We start from the raw sequence: 17,529 nt of genomic DNA, 5'->3' as shown, positions 1-17,529 counted from the left end.
ACCGCTTGCGGCTATGACCGTCCTTTGATTGACGGCGCGCGCTTTGTTCGCGGCGCCCGCGCGCTCATACTCGAAGGCCGGGCTTCTTCCGACCGGCCCAAGCGGAGCAAGGCATGGTCTCGGCGGCGGAACAACTCGCAGCGAACCTGAATTTCGGTGCTCTCGGCAAGGCCGAGGAACTTAAGAAGCGCATTTGGTTCACCCTCGGCGCGCTTCTCGTCTATCGCCTCGGGACGTATATCCCGCTGCCCGGTATCAATCCCGACGCGCTGCAGGACGTTTTCCGGAACGCGCAGCAGGGGATTATCGGCCTCTTCAATATGTTTTCGGGTGGTGCCGTGCAGCGCATGGCCATTTTCGCCCTGAACATCATGCCCTACATCTCCGCCTCCATCATCATCCAGCTCCTCACCAGCGTCTCGCCGACGCTGGAGGCGCTGAAGAAGGAAGGCGAGAGCGGGCGCAAGCAGCTCAACCAGTATACCCGTTACCTGACCGTGGTCCTGGCGCTGTTCCAGGCGTACGGCATTGCCGTGGGCCTCGAAAGCTCGGGCGCCGTTGTGTCGGATCCCGGCTGGTTTTTCCGCATTTCCACCGTCATCACCCTGACGGGCGGCACCATGTTCCTGATGTGGCTGGGTGAGCAGATCACCTCGCGCGGCATCGGCAACGGCACTTCGCTGATCATCTTCGCCGGCATCGTGGCCGAGCTGCCGGGCGCCTTCGCGCGCACCCTGGAGCTGGGCCGGCAGGGCGCACTGTCCACGCCGCTCATCCTGGCGGTGCTGGTCATGGCCGTGGTGATCATCGCCTTCATCGTGTTCATGGAGCGCGCCCAGCGCCGCCTTCTGATCCAGTATCCGAAGCGCCAGGTGGGCAACCGCATGTATGAGGGCCAGTCCTCGCACCTGCCGCTCAAGCTGAACACGTCGGGCGTTATCCCGCCGATCTTCGCGTCCTCGCTGCTGCTCATCCCGGCCACCATCGGCAGCTTCACGCAGGGCGCCGGGCCGGAGTGGTTCAACACGACCACGCGCCTTCTGGGCCACGGCCAGCCGCTCTACATGCTCATGTATGTGGTGCTGATCGTGTTCTTCTGCTTCTTCTACACCGCGATCGTGTTCAATCCGGTGGAGACGGCGGACAACCTCAAGAAGCATGGCGGCTTCATTCCGGGCATCCGTCCCGGCGAGCGGACGGCGGAATATATCGATTATGTGCTGACGCGAATCACCGTGGTCGGCGCGGCCTATATCGCGGCAGTGTGTCTCTTCCCCGAACTGCTGATTTCCTACGCGGCCGTCCCGTTCTATTTTGGCGGCACATCACTTCTGATCGTGGTGAGCGTCACCATGGATACGGTGGCGCAGGTCCAGGGCCATCTCTTGGCCCACCAATACGAAGGGCTGGTCAAGAAGGCCAAGCTCCGGGGGGGGAAAAGAAAATGAGGTTGATTCTGCTCGGGCCTCCTGGCGCGGGAAAAGGAACCCAGTCGCAGCGTCTGGTGGCTCAGCACGGTATCGTCCAGCTCTCGACCGGTGACATGCTGCGGGCCGCCGTGGCGGCCGGCACCGCCATCGGCAAGAAGGCCAAGGCGGTGATGGAGGCGGGGGATCTCGTCTCGGACGACATCGTCATCGGCATCATCGCCGATCGCCTGGACGAGCCGGATGCCCGCAAGGGCTTCATCCTGGATGGGTTTCCGCGCACGGTTGCCCAGGCCGAAGCGCTGGACGTCATGCTGAAGGACAAGGGCCTGAAGCTCGACGCCGTGATCGAGCTGGTGGTGGACCAGTCGGCGCTCACGGAGCGAATCATGCGTCGCGCGGAAGAGACCCGCGCCCGCGGCGAGGCCGTGCGCAAGGACGATGATCCGGAGGTCTTCAAGCACCGGCTCGACGCCTATAACCGGGATACCGCCATCGTGGCGCCTTACTACAAGGCGCGTGGCCAGCTTCGCCAGATCGACGGGATGCAGCCCATCGACCAGGTCACGACGGCCATCGCCGAGGTGCTGGAAGCCGCGACCGCTTGACGGGGCCGTGAATATCGGCTATCCGCCCGGCTTCCTCATGCGATCCGCGTGGCTTGCTTCCCTTGAAGGAGGAGCAGGGCGCGCGGCTTTGTTCATCCGAGGATCTAATTCCTCCGCAAGGGCCGGCCTCCACCGGACGCGGAGACAACCGGCGACCCGCCAGGCGGGTCGCGCTCATGGAGAGACACGTGGCTCGTATTGCAGGCGTAAACATTCCGACCAACAAGCGCGTCATCATCGCGCTTCAGTACATTCACGGCATCGGCGCCAAGAAGGCCGAAGAGATCGTGGAGAAGGTCGGCATCCCGCTGGAACGCCGTGTCAACCAGCTCACCGACCAGGAAGTGCTCCAGATCCGCGAGACCATTGATCGCGACTACATCGTGGAAGGCGACCTGCGCCGCGAAGTGTCGATGAACATCAAGCGGCTCATGGACCTTGGCTGCTATCGCGGCCTGCGTCACCGTCGCGGCCTCCCGGTGCGTGGTCAGCGGACCCACACCAATGCCCGCACCCGCAAGGGTCCGGCGAAGGCCATCGCCGGCAAGAAGAAGTGATCGGCGGCACGTCCGCCCGGTTTCGGAAGGCCGGTTGATCCCGGCCTTCCTTTGTACCGCTCCCACCGGAGCATTGTCCCGAGCGCCTGGAGTTACGGGCGCGCCTGAAGGATCGAAGACAAGATGGCTAAGGAAGCTGCTCGCGTTAAGCGCCGTGAACGCAAGAATATTGCCTCGGGCGTCGCGCATGTGAATGCGTCGTTCAACAACACCATGATCACCATCACCGATGCGCAGGGGAACACCATCTCCTGGTCGTCTGCCGGCGCCATGGGCTTCAAGGGCTCGCGCAAGTCCACGCCGTATGCGGCGCAGGTTGCGGCCGAGGACGCGGCCCGCAAGGCTTCCGAGCACGGCATGCGCACCCTTGAGGTGGAAGTCTCCGGCCCCGGCTCGGGACGCGAGTCCGCGCTTCGTGCGCTGCAGGCCGCGGGCTTCATGGTGACCTCGATCCGCGACGTCACCCCCATCCCGCACAACGGCTGCCGTCCGCGCAAGCGTCGGCGCGTCTGAGCGTACCAGTGGCCCGCCGGCTTCGTCCGGTGGGTCTTGTGCCCGTTTCCTCCCCCGATGGTGGGACGGGTCAGCGCCTTGGAGGGGAGGTCTCCCTTCGAGCGCGGCGGCCCGGCGAGAAGGCAAGGTGACGCAAGTGATTCAGAAGAACTGGCAAGAGCTGATCAAGCCCGAGAAGTTGCAGGTGAGCCCCGGCAGCGATCCCCGGCGCTTTGCCACCGTCATCGCCGAGCCGCTGGAGCGCGGATTCGGTATGACGCTCGGCAATGCGCTGCGCCGCATCCTGCTGTCCTCGCTGCAGGGCGCTGCAGTGACGTCGGTGCATATCGACGGCGTGCTGCATGAGTTTTCGTCCATTCCGGGCGTCCGTGAGGACGTGACGGATATCATCCTCAACATCAAGGACATCGCCATCAAGATGGTCGGCGATGGCCCCAAGCGCCTCGTGGCCAAGAAGACGGGTCCCGGCGTGCTCACCGCCGGCGACATCCAGACCGTTGGCGACATCCAGGTGCTGAACCCCCATCTTCCGATCTGCACCCTCGACGAGGGCGCGGAGCTGCGGATGGAGTTCACCGTCGATACCGGCAAGGGCTACGTTCCTGCCGAGCGCAACCGGCCTGAGGATGCCCCGATCGGTCTGATCCCGATCGATAGCCTCTATTCCCCGGTCCGCAAGGTCTCCTACAAGGTCGAGAACACCCGTGAGGGCCAGATTCTCGACTATGACAAGCTGACCATGCAGATCGAGACTGACGGCTCGATCACCGCCGAGGACTCGCTCGCTTATGCCGCGCGTATCCTGCAGGATCAGCTTGAGATCTTCGTGAACTTCGAGGAGCCCAAGCGCGAGAGCGAGAGCGCGGCCATCCAGGAACTGCCCTTCAACCCGGCGCTCCTGAAGAAGGTGGACGAGCTCGAACTGTCGGTCCGCTCGGCGAACTGCCTGAAGAACGACAACATCGTCTATATCGGCGACCTGATCCAGAAGAGCGAGACGGAGATGCTCCGTACGCCGAATTTCGGCCGCAAGTCGCTCAACGAGATCAAGGAAGTGCTGGCCTCCATGGGTCTGCACCTGGGCATGGAAGTGCCCGGCTGGCCGCCGGAGAACATCGAAGAGCTCGCGAAGCGCTTCGAGGACCATTACTGACCCTCTTCACCCCGCGGCTCGAGCCGCTTAACCAATCTCGGCTCGAAACGCCGGAGGCATTTTAGGAGTTCGCCGTCATGCGTCACGGCAAGGTACACCGCAAGTTCAACCGCACCTGGGAGCATCGCAAGGCGATGTTCTCCAACCTCGCGGGCGCGCTCATCACCCATGAGCAGATCGTCACCACGCTGCCGAAGGCAAAGGACCTGCGTCCTGTGGTGGAGAAGCTCGTGACCCTCGCCCGTCGTGGCGACCTGCACGCGCGCCGCCAGGCCATCGCCGAGCTGCGCGACCAGGCGATCGTGAAGAAGCTCTTCGACGTGCTCGCGCCCCGCTACAAGGGACGTCCCGGTGGATACACCCGCATCATCAAGGCGGGCTTCCGTTATGGCGACTCCACCCCGGTGGCGGTGATCGAGTTCGTTGACCGCGACGTGGACGCCAAGGGCGCCGCCGACCGGGCCCGCACCGAGGCCGAAGCCGCCGTGGCGGCCTGACGGATCCCAAGCGACCTCTGGTCGTTTAGAAGGGCGGCTTCGGCCGCCCTTTTTTTGTTTCAATCGCAAGGCAAGGCCGGACAAGCGGCCGGGGCGTCGCGATTATGAGAGTGGAGATGGGAATGCGGGCTGTTCGTCTGGGTCTTCTGTGTCTCGCTCTGGTCGGCGCGCCGACACTCGGCCTCGCGCAGCCGGCTCAGTCGCCAGGGACAGCGCCTCAGGTTCCGGCCTCCCAGGCCGAGATCTCCCTCTCCTTCGCCCCCGTGGTGGAGAAGACCGCCCCTGCGGTCGTGAACGTCTACGCGCTGAAGAGCGTCGCCCAGCGCAATCCGTTCATGGAGGATCCGTTCTTCCGGCGCTTCTTTGGCGGCGGCCCGGGCCTTGGCGGGCCGGAGCGCATGCAGCGCTCTCTCGGCTCCGGCGTGATCGTGGACGAGACCGGCTTCGTCGTCACCAACCACCATGTGGTGGCGGGCGCCGATCAGATCCGCATCGCGCTGGCGGATCGGCGCGAGTTCGATGCCGACGTGGTGCTGAGCGACCAGCGCACGGACCTCGCGGTGCTCAAGATCAAGGAGGACGGGAAGACCCGCTTCCCGAAGTTGGATCTGGGCAATTCGGACACGCTCGCCGTGGGTGATCTGGTGCTGGCCATCGGCGACCCCTTCGGTGTGGGGCAGACCGTGACGCAGGGCATCGTCTCCGCCGTGGCGCGGACCCAGGTGGGCATTTCCGACTACCAGTTCTTCATCCAGACGGATGCCGCCATCAATCCCGGCAATTCCGGCGGCGCCCTGGTGGACATGGCGGGCCGGCTCGTGGGCATCAACACGGCCATCTTCTCCCGCTCCGGCGGCTCGCACGGCATTGGCTTCGCGATTCCCGTCAACATGGTGCGGGTGGTTGTGGAAAGCGCGCGTGCCGGCAGCAAGTCCGTGCGTCGCCCCTGGCTGGGCGCGCGGCTCCAGCGCGTCACGCCGGAAATCGCGGAGGGGCTGGGCCTCGCCCGGCCCACCGGTGTTCTCGTGCAGACGGTGTCGGCCGCGAGCCCGGCGGAGAAGGCGGGTCTGAAGGTGGGCGACCTGATCGTCGCTGTGGAAGGGCAGGGGATCGATGATCCCGAATCCCTGAACTACCGCCTCGCCACCCAGCCTTTGGGCGGTTCGGTGAACCTGACGGTGAACCGGCGCGGCACGGAGAGCCGGATCACCATCGTGCTCGCCCCCGCCCCGGAGACCGTTCCGCGAGAGGAAGTGCAACTGCGCGGTCGCACACCCTTCGCCGGTATCAAGGCCGTCAATGTCTCGCCCGCCGTGGCGGAGGAGCTGCGCATCGATACGGATGGCGCGGGCGTCGCGGTGATGGAGGTGGCGGACAATTCACCCGCGCAGGCTTCCGGGTTCCGGCCGGGCGACCTGATCGTGGACGTGAATGGCACGCGCGTCGCCAGCACCAAGGACCTCGACTTGGCCACGCGCGGCACCGCCCGCTCCTGGAGGGTGACGGTGACGCGCGGCGGACGCACAATCACCGCCGTTCTTGGCGGGTGATCGGATTCGCGGGGCAGTAGGGTTCAGAGGCAATGGGCATGGCCAGTTTGTTCGAGGCGGCGGGGCTGGAAGAGGGGGCGCCGCGCCCGCTCGCCGACCGTATGCGCCCCCAGCGCCTCGCGGATGTGGTTGGGCAGTCTCATCTGGTTGGGCCTGACGGCATCCTGACGCGGATGATCGAGTCCCGTTCGCTCGGGTCGCTCATTCTGTGGGGACCGCCCGGCACGGGAAAGACCACCGTCGCGCGCTTGCTCTCGCAGGCGACGGATCTCAAGTTCGAGCAGATCTCCGCCATCTTCACCGGCGTTGCCGACCTCAAGAAGCTGTTCGATCAGGCGCGCCATCGCCGCGCCATGGGGCAGGGCACGCTCCTGTTCGTGGACGAGATCCATCGCTTCAACCGCGCCCAGCAAGACAGCTTCCTGCCCGTGATGGAGGATGGCACCGTCGTATTGGTGGGGGCGACCACCGAGAACCCCTCTTTCGAGCTGAATGCGGCGCTTCTGTCCCGCGCCCGCGTGCTGGTGTTCCAGCCCCTGGACGATGCAGCCATCGAACGCCTCATCAGCCGCGCGGAAGAACTGGAAGGTAAGCCGCTGCCGTTGGACGCGGATGCCCGGCATGTGCTGTTGCGGCTCGCGGACGGGGACGGCCGGGCGGCGCTCACCTTGCTGGAAGAAGTCTGGCGCGCCGCGCGGCCCGAGGAAGTCTTCGACCCGGCAGGGCTTCAGGATGTGGTGCAGCGGCGCGCGCCCATCTACGACAAGAGCGAGGATGGGCATTACAACCTCATCTCGGCCTTGCATAAATCCATCCGGGGTTCGGATCCGGATGCGGCGCTCTATTATCTCGCGCGCATGCTGGATGCGGGTGAGACACCGCTTTTCCTCGCCCGGCGGCTGGTGCGCATGGCGGTTGAGGATATAGGCCTCGCCGATCCCAATGCCCTCGTCATCGCCAATGCCGCCAAGGATGCCTATGACTTCCTCGGCACGCCGGAGGGCGAACTGGCCTTGGCGCAGGCGGCCGTCTATCTGGCCACGGCGCCGAAATCCAACGCCGTCTACACCGCCTGGAAGGCGGCCATGCGCACGGCGAAGGAGGGTGGCTCCCTCATGCCGCCCAAGCATATCCTCAATGCGCCGACCCGGCTGATGAAGCAGGAAGGCTATGGTTCGGGCTATCGCTACGACCATGACGAGCCGGACGCTTTCTCCGGCCAGAATTATTTTCCCGAGCAGATCGGGCGCCGGAGCTTCTATCATCCGGTGGAGCGCGGCTTCGAGCGGGACGTGCGCAAGCGCCTGGACTATTGGGCGCGCCTGCGCGCCGAGCGCGGCGAGCCTTAAGTCCCGCTTTCAGCCGATGTGCAGTGTGGGGGAGGGACCATGGCGGGCGATCACAAGCAGCCGTTCCTGGTGCGGGACATGGGCTCCTTCCATGTGGGGGGCGAGATGGTCACGCTCTCGGGCCTGCCGCCGCGCCAGCGCGTGAGCACGCCGGGCGGCCCGGTGCATCCGGTGGATCCGAACGGCGAGATGGCCGTGGGCCAGATGTACGCGCAATACATCCGTCTCGCGAACCCGCGCGGACCCTATCCCCTCCTCATGTGGCACGGCGGCGGGATGACCGGAGCCAATTGGGAGAGCACGCCGGACGGCCGGGAGGGCTGGCAGGGCTTTTTTCTGCGGGCCGGTCTCGATGTCTATGTGTCCGACGCCGTGGAGCGCGGTCGCTCCGGTTTCGCGCCCTCGCCGCAGGTCTATCCGAAGGCCCCCTTCTTCCGAACGGCGCAGGAGGCCTGGGAAGAGGTGTTCCGTTTCGGGCCCATGGGCTCCTATGCGCCCGATCCGGCCTTGCGCCGTCCTTACGCCGACAGCCGCTTTCCCCTCGCGGATTTCGAGACCTTCATGAAGGGGTGCGTGCCACGCTGGAGCTGCAATGATGCCCGCACCCAGGCGGCTTATGATGCGCTCGTCTCTCGGGTCGGCGCCTGCCTGCTGCTGATGCACAGCCAGGGCGGCAATTTCGGGTTCAATGCCGCCCTTCATGCGCCGGACACCGTCAAGGCGGTGATCGCGCTGGAACCGTCCGGCGCGCCGGACCCGGCCCGGGCCGATGCCAGCCGCCTCGCCCATGTGCCGCACCTGTTCGTGTGGGGCGATCATCTCGACGGCAGCCCGTTCTGGGTCATGTATCGCCCCAATGTGGAACGGTGGGCCGAAGCCCTCGCCAAGGCGGGATGTGCCGTGGAATGGATCGACCTTCCCGCGCGGGGCATTGCGGGAAACAGCCATGCGCTGATGATGGACGACAATAGCGACCTGATCGCCGGCATGGTCCGGGACTGGATCGCGGCACGGGGATTTCTGGTTTGAGCGCGGGCCTTTAGTGGCGGGGGATCGGATGACGGCGGCTCTGGTGGTGTTCTTCGGCGCGGGCGTGGGGGGCCTGTTCCGTCACGTCGCAAACCTCATTGGCGTGCGGCTGGTGGGTTTCGCGCACTTTCCCTTCACCACTATGGCGGTGAACATCCTTGGCTGCTTCGTCATGGGCGCCTTCACCGCCTGGTTCATGAGCCCGGCGGGAAGCGGCATTCCCCAGCATGTGCGGCTGTTCCTCACCACGGGAATGCTGGGGGGCTTCACCACCTATTCCACCTTCTCGCTGGAATTCGCGGTGCTGGTGGAGCGTGGCGAGCCTGTGCATGCGGCGCTTTATGCCGGAGGCACGCTCGTGCTCTGCCTCATCGGGGTATTCGCCGGACTGTTCCTGGTGCGCAGCTTCGCGTGAGACGGCGGCGCGGTGACGCCCGACCGGCGAAACGGGCTCCAAGCCTTTGCCGGTGGGCGATTCGCGATACAGACGGATATACCGGGGCGCTTCCATCGGAGGCGATCGCGCACTAGAAGAACGCAGTAAGTGCGACCGTAGCGAGGGTCAGGCCGATGGCGGTCGAATTGAAGACAGTGGACGAGGACGAGGCGGGCATGCGCCTCGACCGATGGTTCAAGACCCATTTCCCGGACCTGTCCTTCGGGCATCTCCAGAAGCTCGTGCGCACCGGCCAGGTGCGGGTGGACGGCGGGCGGGTGAAGACCGCCACCCGGCTCGAACCCGGCCAGACGGTGCGCGTGCCCCCGCTCGGCGACGATGGCGGCGCGCCCGCCGAAGGCTCCGCGCAGGAGGCCGGCCAGTCCGGCCCGCGCAATGCCGAGGGTGCGGAGGGCGGCACGAAGCCCGCGCGGGCGGCTGCCCAAGGCAAACCCGGCCAAGGCAAGCCCGGTCAGGTGAGCGATCTCGACTTCCTGCGTTCCATCATCCTGTTCGAGGACAAGGACGTGATGGTGCTCAACAAGCCGTTCGGCCTTGCGGTGCAGGGCGGCTCGGGCACCTACCGGCATATTGACGGGATGCTGGAGGCCATGCGCGGAAAGGACGGCCAGAAGCCGCGCCTCGTCCATCGCATCGACAAGGACACGGCGGGCTGCCTGCTGGTGGCGAAGTCGCGCCTTGCTGCCTCGGTGCTCGCCAAGAGCTTCCGCTCGCGCGAGGCCCGCAAGATTTATTGGGCGCTGGTGCCCGGCGTGCCGAAGCCGCGCCAGGGCCGCATCTCCACCTATCTCGCCCGCGAGGAGAGCGAGGAGCGCATGCGCGTCGCCCGCCACGGCGAGGACGAGGCGAGCCACGCGCTGACCTATTACGCCATCGTGGACCAGGCGGCGCAGAAGATGAGCTGGGTGTCGCTGAAGCCCGTCACGGGCCGCACCCATCAATTGCGCGCCCACATGGCCCATATCGGCCACCCCATCCTGGGCGATCCCAAATATTTCAACATCGAGAATTGGGAACTGCCCGGCGGCCTTCAGAACCGCCTGCATCTGCTGGCGCGGCGCATCATCATTCCCCATCCGCGCGGCAGCGGCTTCATCGATGTGTCCGCCCCGCTTCCCCCGCACATGGCGCAGTCCTTTGCCGTCCTCGGCTTCGATGCTGCCCAGTTCGATCCCATTCTGGATGCCCCCGAGGCCTGATCCGGCCCGCGCCCCCCGCGTTTGCTCCCGCGCGACGCGGGCGGTAAATCCCGGCCGGATCGAATTGAAGGAGAAAGATGCATGGCCGGAAGGCTGAGCCGGTGTCCCGCTTGCGGGGCGGACGTGCATCCGAATGAAGTGGAATGCCCGGAGTGCGGTGAGCCGATCACCCGGCGCCCGGTTCTGCTGCCCCTGATTGCGGGCGTGGTGGGCGTGGTGGTGGCGCTGACCGCCGGAGTGGGAGTGTGGATGCTGCTCAGCCCCGGCGAGCGTCCGCCCGCCCCGCCGCCGCAGGCGCAGATGCAGCCTCCCGCGCCGGCCCCGGTTCCTGTCGCTCCGGCGCCCGCTGCTCCTCCGGCACCCGCCGCCCCGCCGATAAATCCGGCGGATGTGGCCGACGCCCCGCTTCCCTTGCCCCATGTGCCTGCCGACATGGCGGGCCCGGCGGCCGACGAGACGGCGCGCAAGGAATTCGCCCGGACCACGCAGGAGAATTTCGTCCAGAACGGCCTGGACATGAAGGTGACGTCCGGCGGTCCCCAGGGGCGGGTGATCTCGATGGCGTTCTCCTTCCCCGCCAAGACGGCGGTCGAGTTGATCGTATCCGGGCCGTTTCCGCGCCAGTGCAAGCTGCGCGGCTTCACCTCCATCGCCTTCACCGATCCGGCGGGCGGGGCCTGGACCTATGACCTCGCCACCGAGAAGCTGACGGCCAAATGAGCGAGAGCGTTCCCTTCCTGCTGCTGTTCGACTGCGACGGCACGCTGGTGGACAGCCAGCATCTGCTCGTCAGCGCCATGTCGGACGCCTATCGCGAGCAGGGGCTTGAGCCCCCGCCGCGCGAGGTCATCCTCTCCGTGGTCGGCCTCTCTTTGCCGGAGACCTTCATCGCCCTGTCGCGCGGGGATCCCGACTTCCCCATCGAGACGCTGGTCACCGGCTATAAGACTGCCTTCTTCCGCCTGCGGGAGAGCCATCCCACCGAGCCCATGTTCCCCGGCGTGCGCGATGCCGTGGAGATCCTGCGCGGCGAGGTGGATACGTTGCTCGGCATCGCCACGGGCAAGTCCCAAAGGGGCGTGCGGCGCGTGTTGGAGGCGCATGCCATGGAAGGCTGGTTCTCCAGCATCCAGACGGCGGACGATGCCCCCTCCAAGCCCCACCCGGCCATGGTTCGCCAAGCCATGGCGGAACTGGGCGGCACGCCGCCGCGCACACTGGTGATCGGCGATACGTCCTATGACATGGAGATGGCCAAGGCCGCCGGTGCCTGGGCGCTCGGGGTCAATTGGGGCTACCATACCCGGGACGAATTGGTGGCTGCCGGCGCGGACATGCTGGTGGACGCGCCCGCCGATCTGGTCGAGGCCGTCCGTGCTCTCATGGGGCGTGCCGATCGTTAGAGATGGGTCCGGTCTGCGCCGCCTTTTGAGCGGGCGCAGGCTCCAGACCTCCAGAGGACAGCCCGATGCGCGATTTTTTGGAAGACCTGGAGAGCAGCCTGGATCCGCGAGAGGCGGCACGGTCGGGACAACGCCGTGCGCTCCCCAAGCGCTTCTATAAGCAGGTGGGCGTCGCTGAGACCGAGGGCGGCTATGGGGTGACCCTGGATGGGCGCCCTTTGCGCACGCCGGCCCGCGCCGTGTTCGCCGTGCCGTCAGTCGCGCTTGCGGAAGCGGTCGCCGACGAATGGCGGGCGCAGGAAACCGAAATCGATCCCTTTCGCATGCCCCTGACGCGGCTTGCCAATGTGGCCATCGATGGTGTCGCCGCCAATATGCAGGACACGGCCGACGAAGTGGTGCGTTATGCGGGCACGGACCTTGTCTGCTATCGGGCCGAGGGGCCGGATCGGCTGGTGGAGCGGCAGGGGGCGCACTGGGACCCCGTGCTGGACTGGCTGCGCACCGAACACGGCATCCGCCTTATCCTGAGTGCCGGCATTCTCCATGTGACCCAGCCGGAGGAGGCCCTGGCCCGGTTTCGGAGCCGCGTGCCCCACGATCCGTTCCGCCTCGCCGCCCTCGTGTCCCTCACCACCCTCATGGGATCCGCCGTGCTGGCGCTCGCCGTGCTCGAAGGTCGCCTGTCCGCGGAAGCGGCATGGGCAGCCGCCCATGTGGACGAGGATTGGAACCGGGATCAGTGGGGCGAGGACGAAGCCGCCACGGCACGGCGCACCGCGCGCGAGGAGGAGATGCGCGCGGCCGCCCGGCTTGTCGCGCTGATGGCGTGAGCCATGCTGTCGGATGATGAGATCGGCGATCTGTTTGCCGCATTCGGCCCGGTGCGGCGCAAGCGCATGTTCGGTGGGGCGGGTCTCTATGCGGACGGCCTGATGTTCGCCCTGGAGACGAGCGAGGGTCTGTTCCTGAAGGCGGATGCCGCGTTCGGCGCGGAACTCGAAGCGCGCGGCGCAGGGCGTTTCACATACGAGGCGAAAGGGCGGAGGGTGCGCCTGGGTTTCTGGTCCGTCCCCGAGGCGGTGCTGGATGATCCGGACGATCTCGCCGACCTGTCCCGCCGCGCCCTTGCGGTGGCACGGCGCGCCGCGGAGGCGAAGCGCAAGGGCGGCACATAGAACGCCCATCCGTGAAATGAAAAAGCCCTTCACCGCTCCAGGAAAGCAGTGATGCGCTTTAAATTCCCATTTTTATAAAGAATTTTCCGAGCCGGGCATGTCTTGCCCCGCTCGGAAACGTCGCGTCACGCCTTCACGCGCACCGGGCGCAGGAGGAAGGCGGGGAGGTGGGACATGTCCGCCGGCTCGCTGGCCGAACGGTCCCGCTCGCGGCGGCCGCGGCCATTGTCCTCGCGGACCTCCGGGCTCTTCGCGCGGGTCCGTTCCGCGGCCTCGTCCCTCGGGGGGCGAGCCGCGCGCTCTTTGCGCTCGCGGGGCTCCCTGTGTTCCCGGGGCTCCCGTTCCTTGTGCTCGCGCACCTGGGGCTCCCGCACCTGGGGCTCCCGCTCTTGGTGGTCGCGCTCCCGAGCCTCGCGCTCTTTGGGTTCGCGGTCCTTCGGGTCGCGCTCCCGGCCCCGGCCGGAGGCGCGATGCTTGTCGCTGCGACCGCCGCCGCGCTTGTCGTCCCGCTCGCGACGCGCGCGGGGCGGGGCTTCTCCCAGCGGTTCGCCGCTCCAGGCAACCGCATTGCCGATGAGCTTCTCGATGGCGGCCAGCGACTTGGCATCGTCATGGGTGACGATGGTGAGCGCCGTGCCGCTGCGCCCGGCGCGGCCGGTGCGGCCGATGCGGTGGACATAGTCCTCCGCATGGTGGGGCACGTCATAGTTGAAGACGTGGCTCACGGCCGGAATGTCCAGGCCGCGCGCCGCCACGTCGGAGGCGACGAGGAGGTTGGCCTCGCCGGAGCGGAACTGCTCCAACGCCGCCATGCGGGCATGCTGGTCCATGTCGCCATGCAGGCACACGGCGTTGAAGCCGTGCTTCTGCAGCGAGCGGTGCAGCACCGCCACGTCCCGCTTGCGGTTGCAGAAGATGATGGCGTTCTGGAGCGCCTCGGCCTCGTTGATGAGGCCGCGCAGCACATCGCGCTTCTCGTAATCCTCATGGCCGGACGCGACGAGCACCTGTGTCACCGTGGTGGCGGTGGAAGAGGGCTTGGCCACCTCAATGCGCACCGGATTTGACAGGAACTGGGAAACCAGCCGTTGAATCTCGGGGGGCATGGTGGCGGAGAAGAACAGCGTCTGCCGGGTGAAGGGCACCAGCTTGCAGACGCGCTCAATGTCCGGGATGAAGCCCATGTCCAGCATGCGGTCGGCTTCATCGATCACCAGCACCTCGATGCCGGAGAGAAGCAGGCGCCCGCGTTCTACATGGTCCAGGAGCCGCCCGGGGGTGGCGATGAGCACGTCCACGCCGCGCAGCAGCTTGGAATCCTGGTCGCCGAACGAAACACCACCGATCAGCAGCGCCACGTTGAGCTTATGGTTCTTGCCGTAGCGGACGAAGCTCTCCTCCACCTGGGCGGCCAGCTCGCGCGTGGGCTCCAAGATGAGGGTGCGCGGCATACGCGCACGAGCCCGTCCCTGCTCCAGCAGGGTGAGCATGGGCAGCGTGAACGCTGCGGTCTTGCCGGTTCCGGTCTGGGCGAGTCCGAGGACGTCCCTGTGCGCGAGAACATGCGGGATGGCTTGCGCCTGGATGGGCGTCGGCTGGGTGTAGCCAGTAGCCTCTACGGCCGCGAGGACCTTTTCGCTCAGGCCGAGTTCAGAAAATGACATTGCGTCGCTTGATGCGGCTGCGCCCCGCCTATCGCGTGCCCCATGCCGAGGAGGCGCTGCGAGTGGTCGTCGGCCGGCGCGCTTGGGTTCGAGAAAGCTCGGACGACACGTTGCAAAATAAGGATTTTGTGCATGGTGTCAATCAGCGGAAGCGGAAGGGTGTGTCACACCCCCTCTTTCTGGAGCTTTTCAACGCTCTTGACAGGATCTTGCGCGCAGGAAAAGTAAGGCTTCCTTCTTTTTGGCAGCCCCATGCTCTTCACATTCCTGCTGGGCCTCGCCGGCTTTTCGAGCGCCTTCTCCATGCGCGCGGTGGAGCCGACCCTGCCTCTCATCGCCGGCGATATGAACGTGACGCTCCAGCAGGCTGCGCTGCTTTCGTCCGCCTTCGCCATGCCCTATGCCGCCACCCAGCTCGTTTTCGGGCCGGTGGCGGACGCCATGGGCAAGGTGCGCGTCATGCGCGTCACCCTCGCCATGCTCAGCCTGTCCCTCATTCTGTGCGCCCTGGCGCCGAATCACGTCACGCTGTTCGCGGCCCGGGTGCTGTCCGGATGCTGGGCGGGCGGGGTGATCCCGGTTTCCTTCGCTCTGGTTGGCGATCGCTTCGCATTCGATCAGCGGCCCGCTGCGCTCGGGCGCGTCCTCACCTTCATTGTGCTCGGGCAGCTTTGCGGCGCCGCCGTCGCGGGAATCCTGGCGACCCATTTCGGCTGGCGCTCGGTGTTTTGGGTATCGGTGGTGATCACCGCCGTGGCCGGATTCGGCATGATGGCCTTCGTCCAGGAGACGGCCAGCAGGGGGAAGGCGTCGTTTTCCGAATCACTGAAGCGCTACAAGGTGGTGCTGGAAAATCCCGTCTCCACCCGCCTGTTCGTCATCGTCGCCATCGAGGGCGCGCTGATCTTCGGCTGTTTTCCCTTCGTCGCGGCCCATTTCATGGAGAAGGGCTTCGCCGGGGCGTTGGAAGCAGGGATCGCGCTTGGTGCGTTCGGCGTGGGCGGCATCGCCTACACCATGTCCGTCGGCCGGCTGACGAAACGCTTCGGCCTTCCGGCCATGGGCGGCAGCGGGGCATTGCTGGCCGGTCTGGCATTCGTGGCCATCGCAGAGACCGGCTGGCTTCCGGTACTGTTGGTTCTGTTCGCCGCCGCCGGGTTCGGCTTCTACATGCTGCACAACATGATCCAGATCCTGGCGACGGAACTGGTGCCGTCGGCGCGCGGCTCGTCCGTGGCGCTTTATGCCACGAGCTTCTGGACCGGGCAGGCGGTTGGCGCGGTCATCACCGCGCAGGCGGTGCCGTGGGTCGGCGCCGAGGGCATGTTCATCGGTGCTGGGCTCGGCCTTGCGGCCTTGTCGTGGCCCGCCGTCCTGCTGGCGCGGCGGGCGAGGGAGCGGCGGGCGGCCGGGTAGGGCGCCCGGAAACGCTCTACTGGCCGCGACCGGCGCGCGCCGCGAAGCGCACCGCTTCCTCGCCCGCGCGGAACAAGGCCTTGGCCTTGTTCACGCATTCCTGCTGCTCGCTTTCGGGCACGGAATCATAGACCAGCCCGGCACCGGCCTGCACATACATGCGGCCGTCCTTCACCACGGCCGTGCGCAGGACGATGCAGGTGTCCATCTCGCCATTGGCGCCGAAATAGCCGATGGCGCCCGCATAGATGCCGCGCTTGTCCTTCTCCAGCTCGTCGATGATCTGCATGGCCCGCACCTTCGGCGCGCCCGAGACCGTGCCGGCGGGGAAGCCGGCCGCCAGCGCGTCCAGCGCGTCGAACCGCCCGTCCAGCGTGCCTTCGACGTTGGAAACGATATGCATCACCTGGCTGTAGCGCTCGATGAAGAAGCTGTCGGTGACTTCCACGGTGCCGATCTGGGAGACGCGCCCGGCATCGTTGCGGCCGAGGTCCAGCAGCATGAGATGCTCGGCCCGCTCCTTCGGATCGGCCAGCAGCTCGGCGGCGAGCGCGTCGTCCTCGCCGGGCGTCGCGCCGCGGCGGCGGGTGCCGGCGATGGGGCGGATGGTGACCTTGCCGTCGCGCAGGCGCACCAGGATTTCCGGGCTGGAGCACACCACGGAGAAGCCGTCGAAGTTCAGATAAACCAGGAACGGTGCGGGGTTGACCCGGCGCAGGGCGCGGTAGAGCGCGAAGGGCGGCAGGGTGAAGGGGCTCTCGAAGCGCTGGGAGAGCACCACCTGGAAGATGTCGCCGGCCCGGATATAGTCCTTCGCCTTGTCCACCATGGCGCAGAATTCGGCGTCTTCGGTGTTGGAGGCCGCTTCCACATGGCCGTGGAAGGGCTCCGGCGCCGGGTGGGCGATGGGCTGTTCCAGGGACGCGACGATGCCGTCGAGCCGGTCGCGAGCAGCCTCGAACGCCGCCCGAGCACTGACATTTTCTAGCGGACGCACGGGTGTTACGGCCGTGATCTCATCTTTTACCGCATCGAACACCACCATGATGGTGGGCCGGATCAGCAGGGCCTCGGGCACGCCGATGGGGTCGGGCTTGGCCGGGCTGAGGCGCTCCATCTGGCGCACCATGTCGTAGCCCAGATAGCCGAACACCCCCGCCGCCATGGGGGGGGCGCCCGCCGGCAGGTCGATGGCGGATTCCGCCAACAGAGAGCGCAGCGCGGTGAGCGGGGGCTCGGCGCAGGGCACGAAGGCGGTCTTGTCGGTGAGGGCGGAGCGATTGATCTCCGCCGCATCCCCGTTGGCCCGCCAGATCACGTCCGGGTCGAGGCCGATCATGGAATAGCGCCCGCGCGTCTCGCCGCCTTCCACCGATTCCAGCAGGAAGGCGTTGGGCCGCTCGCCGGCGATCTTGAGGAAAGCCGAGACGGGCGTCTCAAGATCGGCGATCAGGGTGGTGGAGACCACCTGGGCCTCGCCGTTTGCGTAGCGGCGGGAGAAGGCGTCGAAATCCGTGGGCGCGTTCATG

Annotated in this window: 18 protein-coding genes; 16 read left to right on the top strand and 2 right to left on the bottom strand. The window is 66.6% G+C overall.

Translation table 11 applies throughout. The annotated features are described in order from the left end of the window. Positions 1-113 precede the first annotated feature (113 nt). From secY to EJJ38_RS07885, 15 genes are all read left to right on the top strand, one after another. Positions 114-1,448, top strand: coding sequence for a preprotein translocase subunit SecY (gene secY, locus EJJ38_RS07955; protein WP_127089548.1), 1,335 nt, complete (start codon positions 114-116; stop codon positions 1,446-1,448). Next, on the top strand, positions 1,445-2,035 hold the full coding sequence (locus EJJ38_RS07950) for an adenylate kinase (protein WP_127089547.1): 591 nt from the start codon (positions 1,445-1,447) through the stop codon (positions 2,033-2,035). The genes secY and EJJ38_RS07950 overlap by 4 nt, the downstream gene beginning before the upstream one ends. Positions 2,036-2,223: 188 nt before the next feature. Then, positions 2,224-2,592, top strand: a complete 369-nt coding sequence (gene rpsM / locus EJJ38_RS07945; protein ID WP_127089546.1) for a 30S ribosomal protein S13 — start codon at positions 2,224-2,226, stop codon at positions 2,590-2,592. 123 nt (positions 2,593-2,715) lie between these two features. Further along, positions 2,716-3,105 (top strand): 30S ribosomal protein S11, encoded by a 390-nt coding sequence (rpsK, locus tag EJJ38_RS07940; RefSeq protein WP_127089545.1) that lies wholly within the window; start codon positions 2,716-2,718, stop codon positions 3,103-3,105. Between the two features lie 127 nt (positions 3,106-3,232). After that, positions 3,233-4,258 (top strand): DNA-directed RNA polymerase subunit alpha, encoded by a 1,026-nt coding sequence (locus EJJ38_RS07935; RefSeq protein WP_420836871.1) that lies wholly within the window; start codon positions 3,233-3,235, stop codon positions 4,256-4,258. 77 nt (positions 4,259-4,335) lie between these two features. Beyond that, complete coding sequence (rplQ, locus tag EJJ38_RS07930) at positions 4,336-4,755, top strand: 50S ribosomal protein L17 (RefSeq protein WP_127089543.1); 420 nt, start codon at positions 4,336-4,338, stop codon at positions 4,753-4,755. A gap of 122 nt (positions 4,756-4,877) precedes the next feature. Then, positions 4,878-6,305, top strand: a complete 1,428-nt coding sequence (locus EJJ38_RS07925) for a Do family serine endopeptidase (protein WP_205666122.1) — start codon at positions 4,878-4,880, stop codon at positions 6,303-6,305. Between the two features lie 38 nt (positions 6,306-6,343). Then, on the top strand, positions 6,344-7,654 hold the full coding sequence (locus EJJ38_RS07920) for a replication-associated recombination protein A (protein ID WP_127089541.1): 1,311 nt from the start codon (positions 6,344-6,346) through the stop codon (positions 7,652-7,654). A 39-nt stretch (positions 7,655-7,693) separates the two neighbouring features. Continuing rightward, positions 7,694-8,683 (top strand): alpha/beta hydrolase, encoded by a 990-nt coding sequence (locus tag EJJ38_RS07915; RefSeq protein ID WP_127089540.1) that lies wholly within the window; start codon positions 7,694-7,696, stop codon positions 8,681-8,683. A 28-nt stretch (positions 8,684-8,711) separates the two neighbouring features. Further along, positions 8,712-9,098, top strand: coding sequence for a fluoride efflux transporter CrcB (gene crcB / locus EJJ38_RS07910; protein ID WP_127089539.1), 387 nt, complete (start codon positions 8,712-8,714; stop codon positions 9,096-9,098). Positions 9,099-9,253: 155 nt separating this feature from the next. Continuing rightward, positions 9,254-10,339 carry an RluA family pseudouridine synthase gene (locus EJJ38_RS07905; RefSeq protein ID WP_127089538.1) on the top strand — a complete coding sequence of 362 codons (1,086 nt, stop codon included), beginning with the start codon at positions 9,254-9,256 and terminating at the stop codon, positions 10,337-10,339. 81 nt (positions 10,340-10,420) lie between these two features. Further along, the gene (locus EJJ38_RS07900; protein WP_127089537.1) at positions 10,421-11,059 is read left to right on the top strand and encodes a zinc ribbon domain-containing protein; all 639 of its coding nucleotides are present in this window, start codon (positions 10,421-10,423) and stop codon (positions 11,057-11,059) included. Next, on the top strand, positions 11,056-11,742 hold the full coding sequence (locus EJJ38_RS07895) for an HAD-IA family hydrolase (RefSeq protein WP_127089536.1): 687 nt from the start codon (positions 11,056-11,058) through the stop codon (positions 11,740-11,742). Before EJJ38_RS07900 ends, EJJ38_RS07895 begins: the two co-directional genes overlap by 4 nt. Before the next feature lie 65 nt (positions 11,743-11,807). Continuing rightward, positions 11,808-12,575 (top strand): ATP12 family chaperone protein, encoded by a 768-nt coding sequence (locus EJJ38_RS07890; protein WP_127089535.1) that lies wholly within the window; start codon positions 11,808-11,810, stop codon positions 12,573-12,575. Positions 12,576-12,578: 3 nt separating this feature from the next. Beyond that, positions 12,579-12,920, top strand: coding sequence for a TfoX/Sxy family protein (locus EJJ38_RS07885; RefSeq protein WP_245454151.1), 342 nt, complete (start codon positions 12,579-12,581; stop codon positions 12,918-12,920). Positions 12,921-13,045: 125 nt separating this feature from the next. Here EJJ38_RS07885 and EJJ38_RS07880 read toward each other — a convergent pair whose 3' ends face one another. Continuing rightward, complete coding sequence (locus EJJ38_RS07880) at positions 13,046-14,584, bottom strand: DEAD/DEAH box helicase (RefSeq protein ID WP_127089534.1); 1,539 nt, start codon at positions 14,582-14,584, stop codon at positions 13,046-13,048. A 252-nt stretch (positions 14,585-14,836) separates the two neighbouring features. On the opposite strand from EJJ38_RS07880, the gene EJJ38_RS07875 reads away from it, so the two are divergent. Beyond that, the gene (locus EJJ38_RS07875; RefSeq protein ID WP_127089533.1) at positions 14,837-16,000 is read left to right on the top strand and encodes an MFS transporter; all 1,164 of its coding nucleotides are present in this window, start codon (positions 14,837-14,839) and stop codon (positions 15,998-16,000) included. Between the two features lie 16 nt (positions 16,001-16,016). Here the strand turns inward: EJJ38_RS07875 and trpE are convergent, their stop codons facing one another. Continuing rightward, positions 16,017-17,528 (bottom strand): anthranilate synthase component I, encoded by a 1,512-nt coding sequence (trpE, locus tag EJJ38_RS07870; protein WP_127089532.1) that lies wholly within the window; start codon positions 17,526-17,528, stop codon positions 16,017-16,019. Between the last annotated feature and the right edge of the window lies 1 nt (position 17,529).

It is taken from the genome of Aquabacter cavernae (genome assembly GCF_003993795.1).
Taxonomy (GTDB): Bacteria; Pseudomonadota; Alphaproteobacteria; order Rhizobiales; family Xanthobacteraceae; genus Aquabacter; species Aquabacter cavernae.
The sequence above is the reverse complement of the archived record's forward strand: the minus strand, read 5'-3'. Positions and strand labels throughout refer to the sequence as shown.

Coding starts and splice junctions, on each gene's coding strand:
- EJJ38_RS07920 (WP_127089541.1), top strand. CDS start 6,344: ATGGCCAGTTTGTTCGAGGCGGCGGGGCTGGAAGAGGGGGCGCCGCGC.
- EJJ38_RS07880 (WP_127089534.1), bottom strand. CDS start 14,584: ATGTCATTTTCTGAACTCGGCCTGAGCGAAAAGGTCCTCGCGGCCGTA.
- EJJ38_RS07885 (WP_245454151.1), top strand. CDS start 12,579: ATGCTGTCGGATGATGAGATCGGCGATCTGTTTGCCGCATTCGGCCCG.
- rpsK (WP_127089545.1), top strand. CDS start 2,716: ATGGCTAAGGAAGCTGCTCGCGTTAAGCGCCGTGAACGCAAGAATATT.
- secY (WP_127089548.1), top strand. CDS start 114: ATGGTCTCGGCGGCGGAACAACTCGCAGCGAACCTGAATTTCGGTGCT.
- EJJ38_RS07905 (WP_127089538.1), top strand. CDS start 9,254: ATGGCGGTCGAATTGAAGACAGTGGACGAGGACGAGGCGGGCATGCGC.
- EJJ38_RS07895 (WP_127089536.1), top strand. CDS start 11,056: ATGAGCGAGAGCGTTCCCTTCCTGCTGCTGTTCGACTGCGACGGCACG.
- EJJ38_RS07900 (WP_127089537.1), top strand. CDS start 10,421: ATGGCCGGAAGGCTGAGCCGGTGTCCCGCTTGCGGGGCGGACGTGCAT.
- trpE (WP_127089532.1), bottom strand. CDS start 17,528: ATGAACGCGCCCACGGATTTCGACGCCTTCTCCCGCCGCTACGCAAAC.
- crcB (WP_127089539.1), top strand. CDS start 8,712: ATGACGGCGGCTCTGGTGGTGTTCTTCGGCGCGGGCGTGGGGGGCCTG.
- EJJ38_RS07890 (WP_127089535.1), top strand. CDS start 11,808: ATGCGCGATTTTTTGGAAGACCTGGAGAGCAGCCTGGATCCGCGAGAG.
- EJJ38_RS07915 (WP_127089540.1), top strand. CDS start 7,694: ATGGCGGGCGATCACAAGCAGCCGTTCCTGGTGCGGGACATGGGCTCC.
- EJJ38_RS07875 (WP_127089533.1), top strand. CDS start 14,837: ATGCTCTTCACATTCCTGCTGGGCCTCGCCGGCTTTTCGAGCGCCTTC.
- EJJ38_RS07950 (WP_127089547.1), top strand. CDS start 1,445: ATGAGGTTGATTCTGCTCGGGCCTCCTGGCGCGGGAAAAGGAACCCAG.
- rplQ (WP_127089543.1), top strand. CDS start 4,336: ATGCGTCACGGCAAGGTACACCGCAAGTTCAACCGCACCTGGGAGCAT.
- EJJ38_RS07925 (WP_205666122.1), top strand. CDS start 4,878: ATGCGGGCTGTTCGTCTGGGTCTTCTGTGTCTCGCTCTGGTCGGCGCG.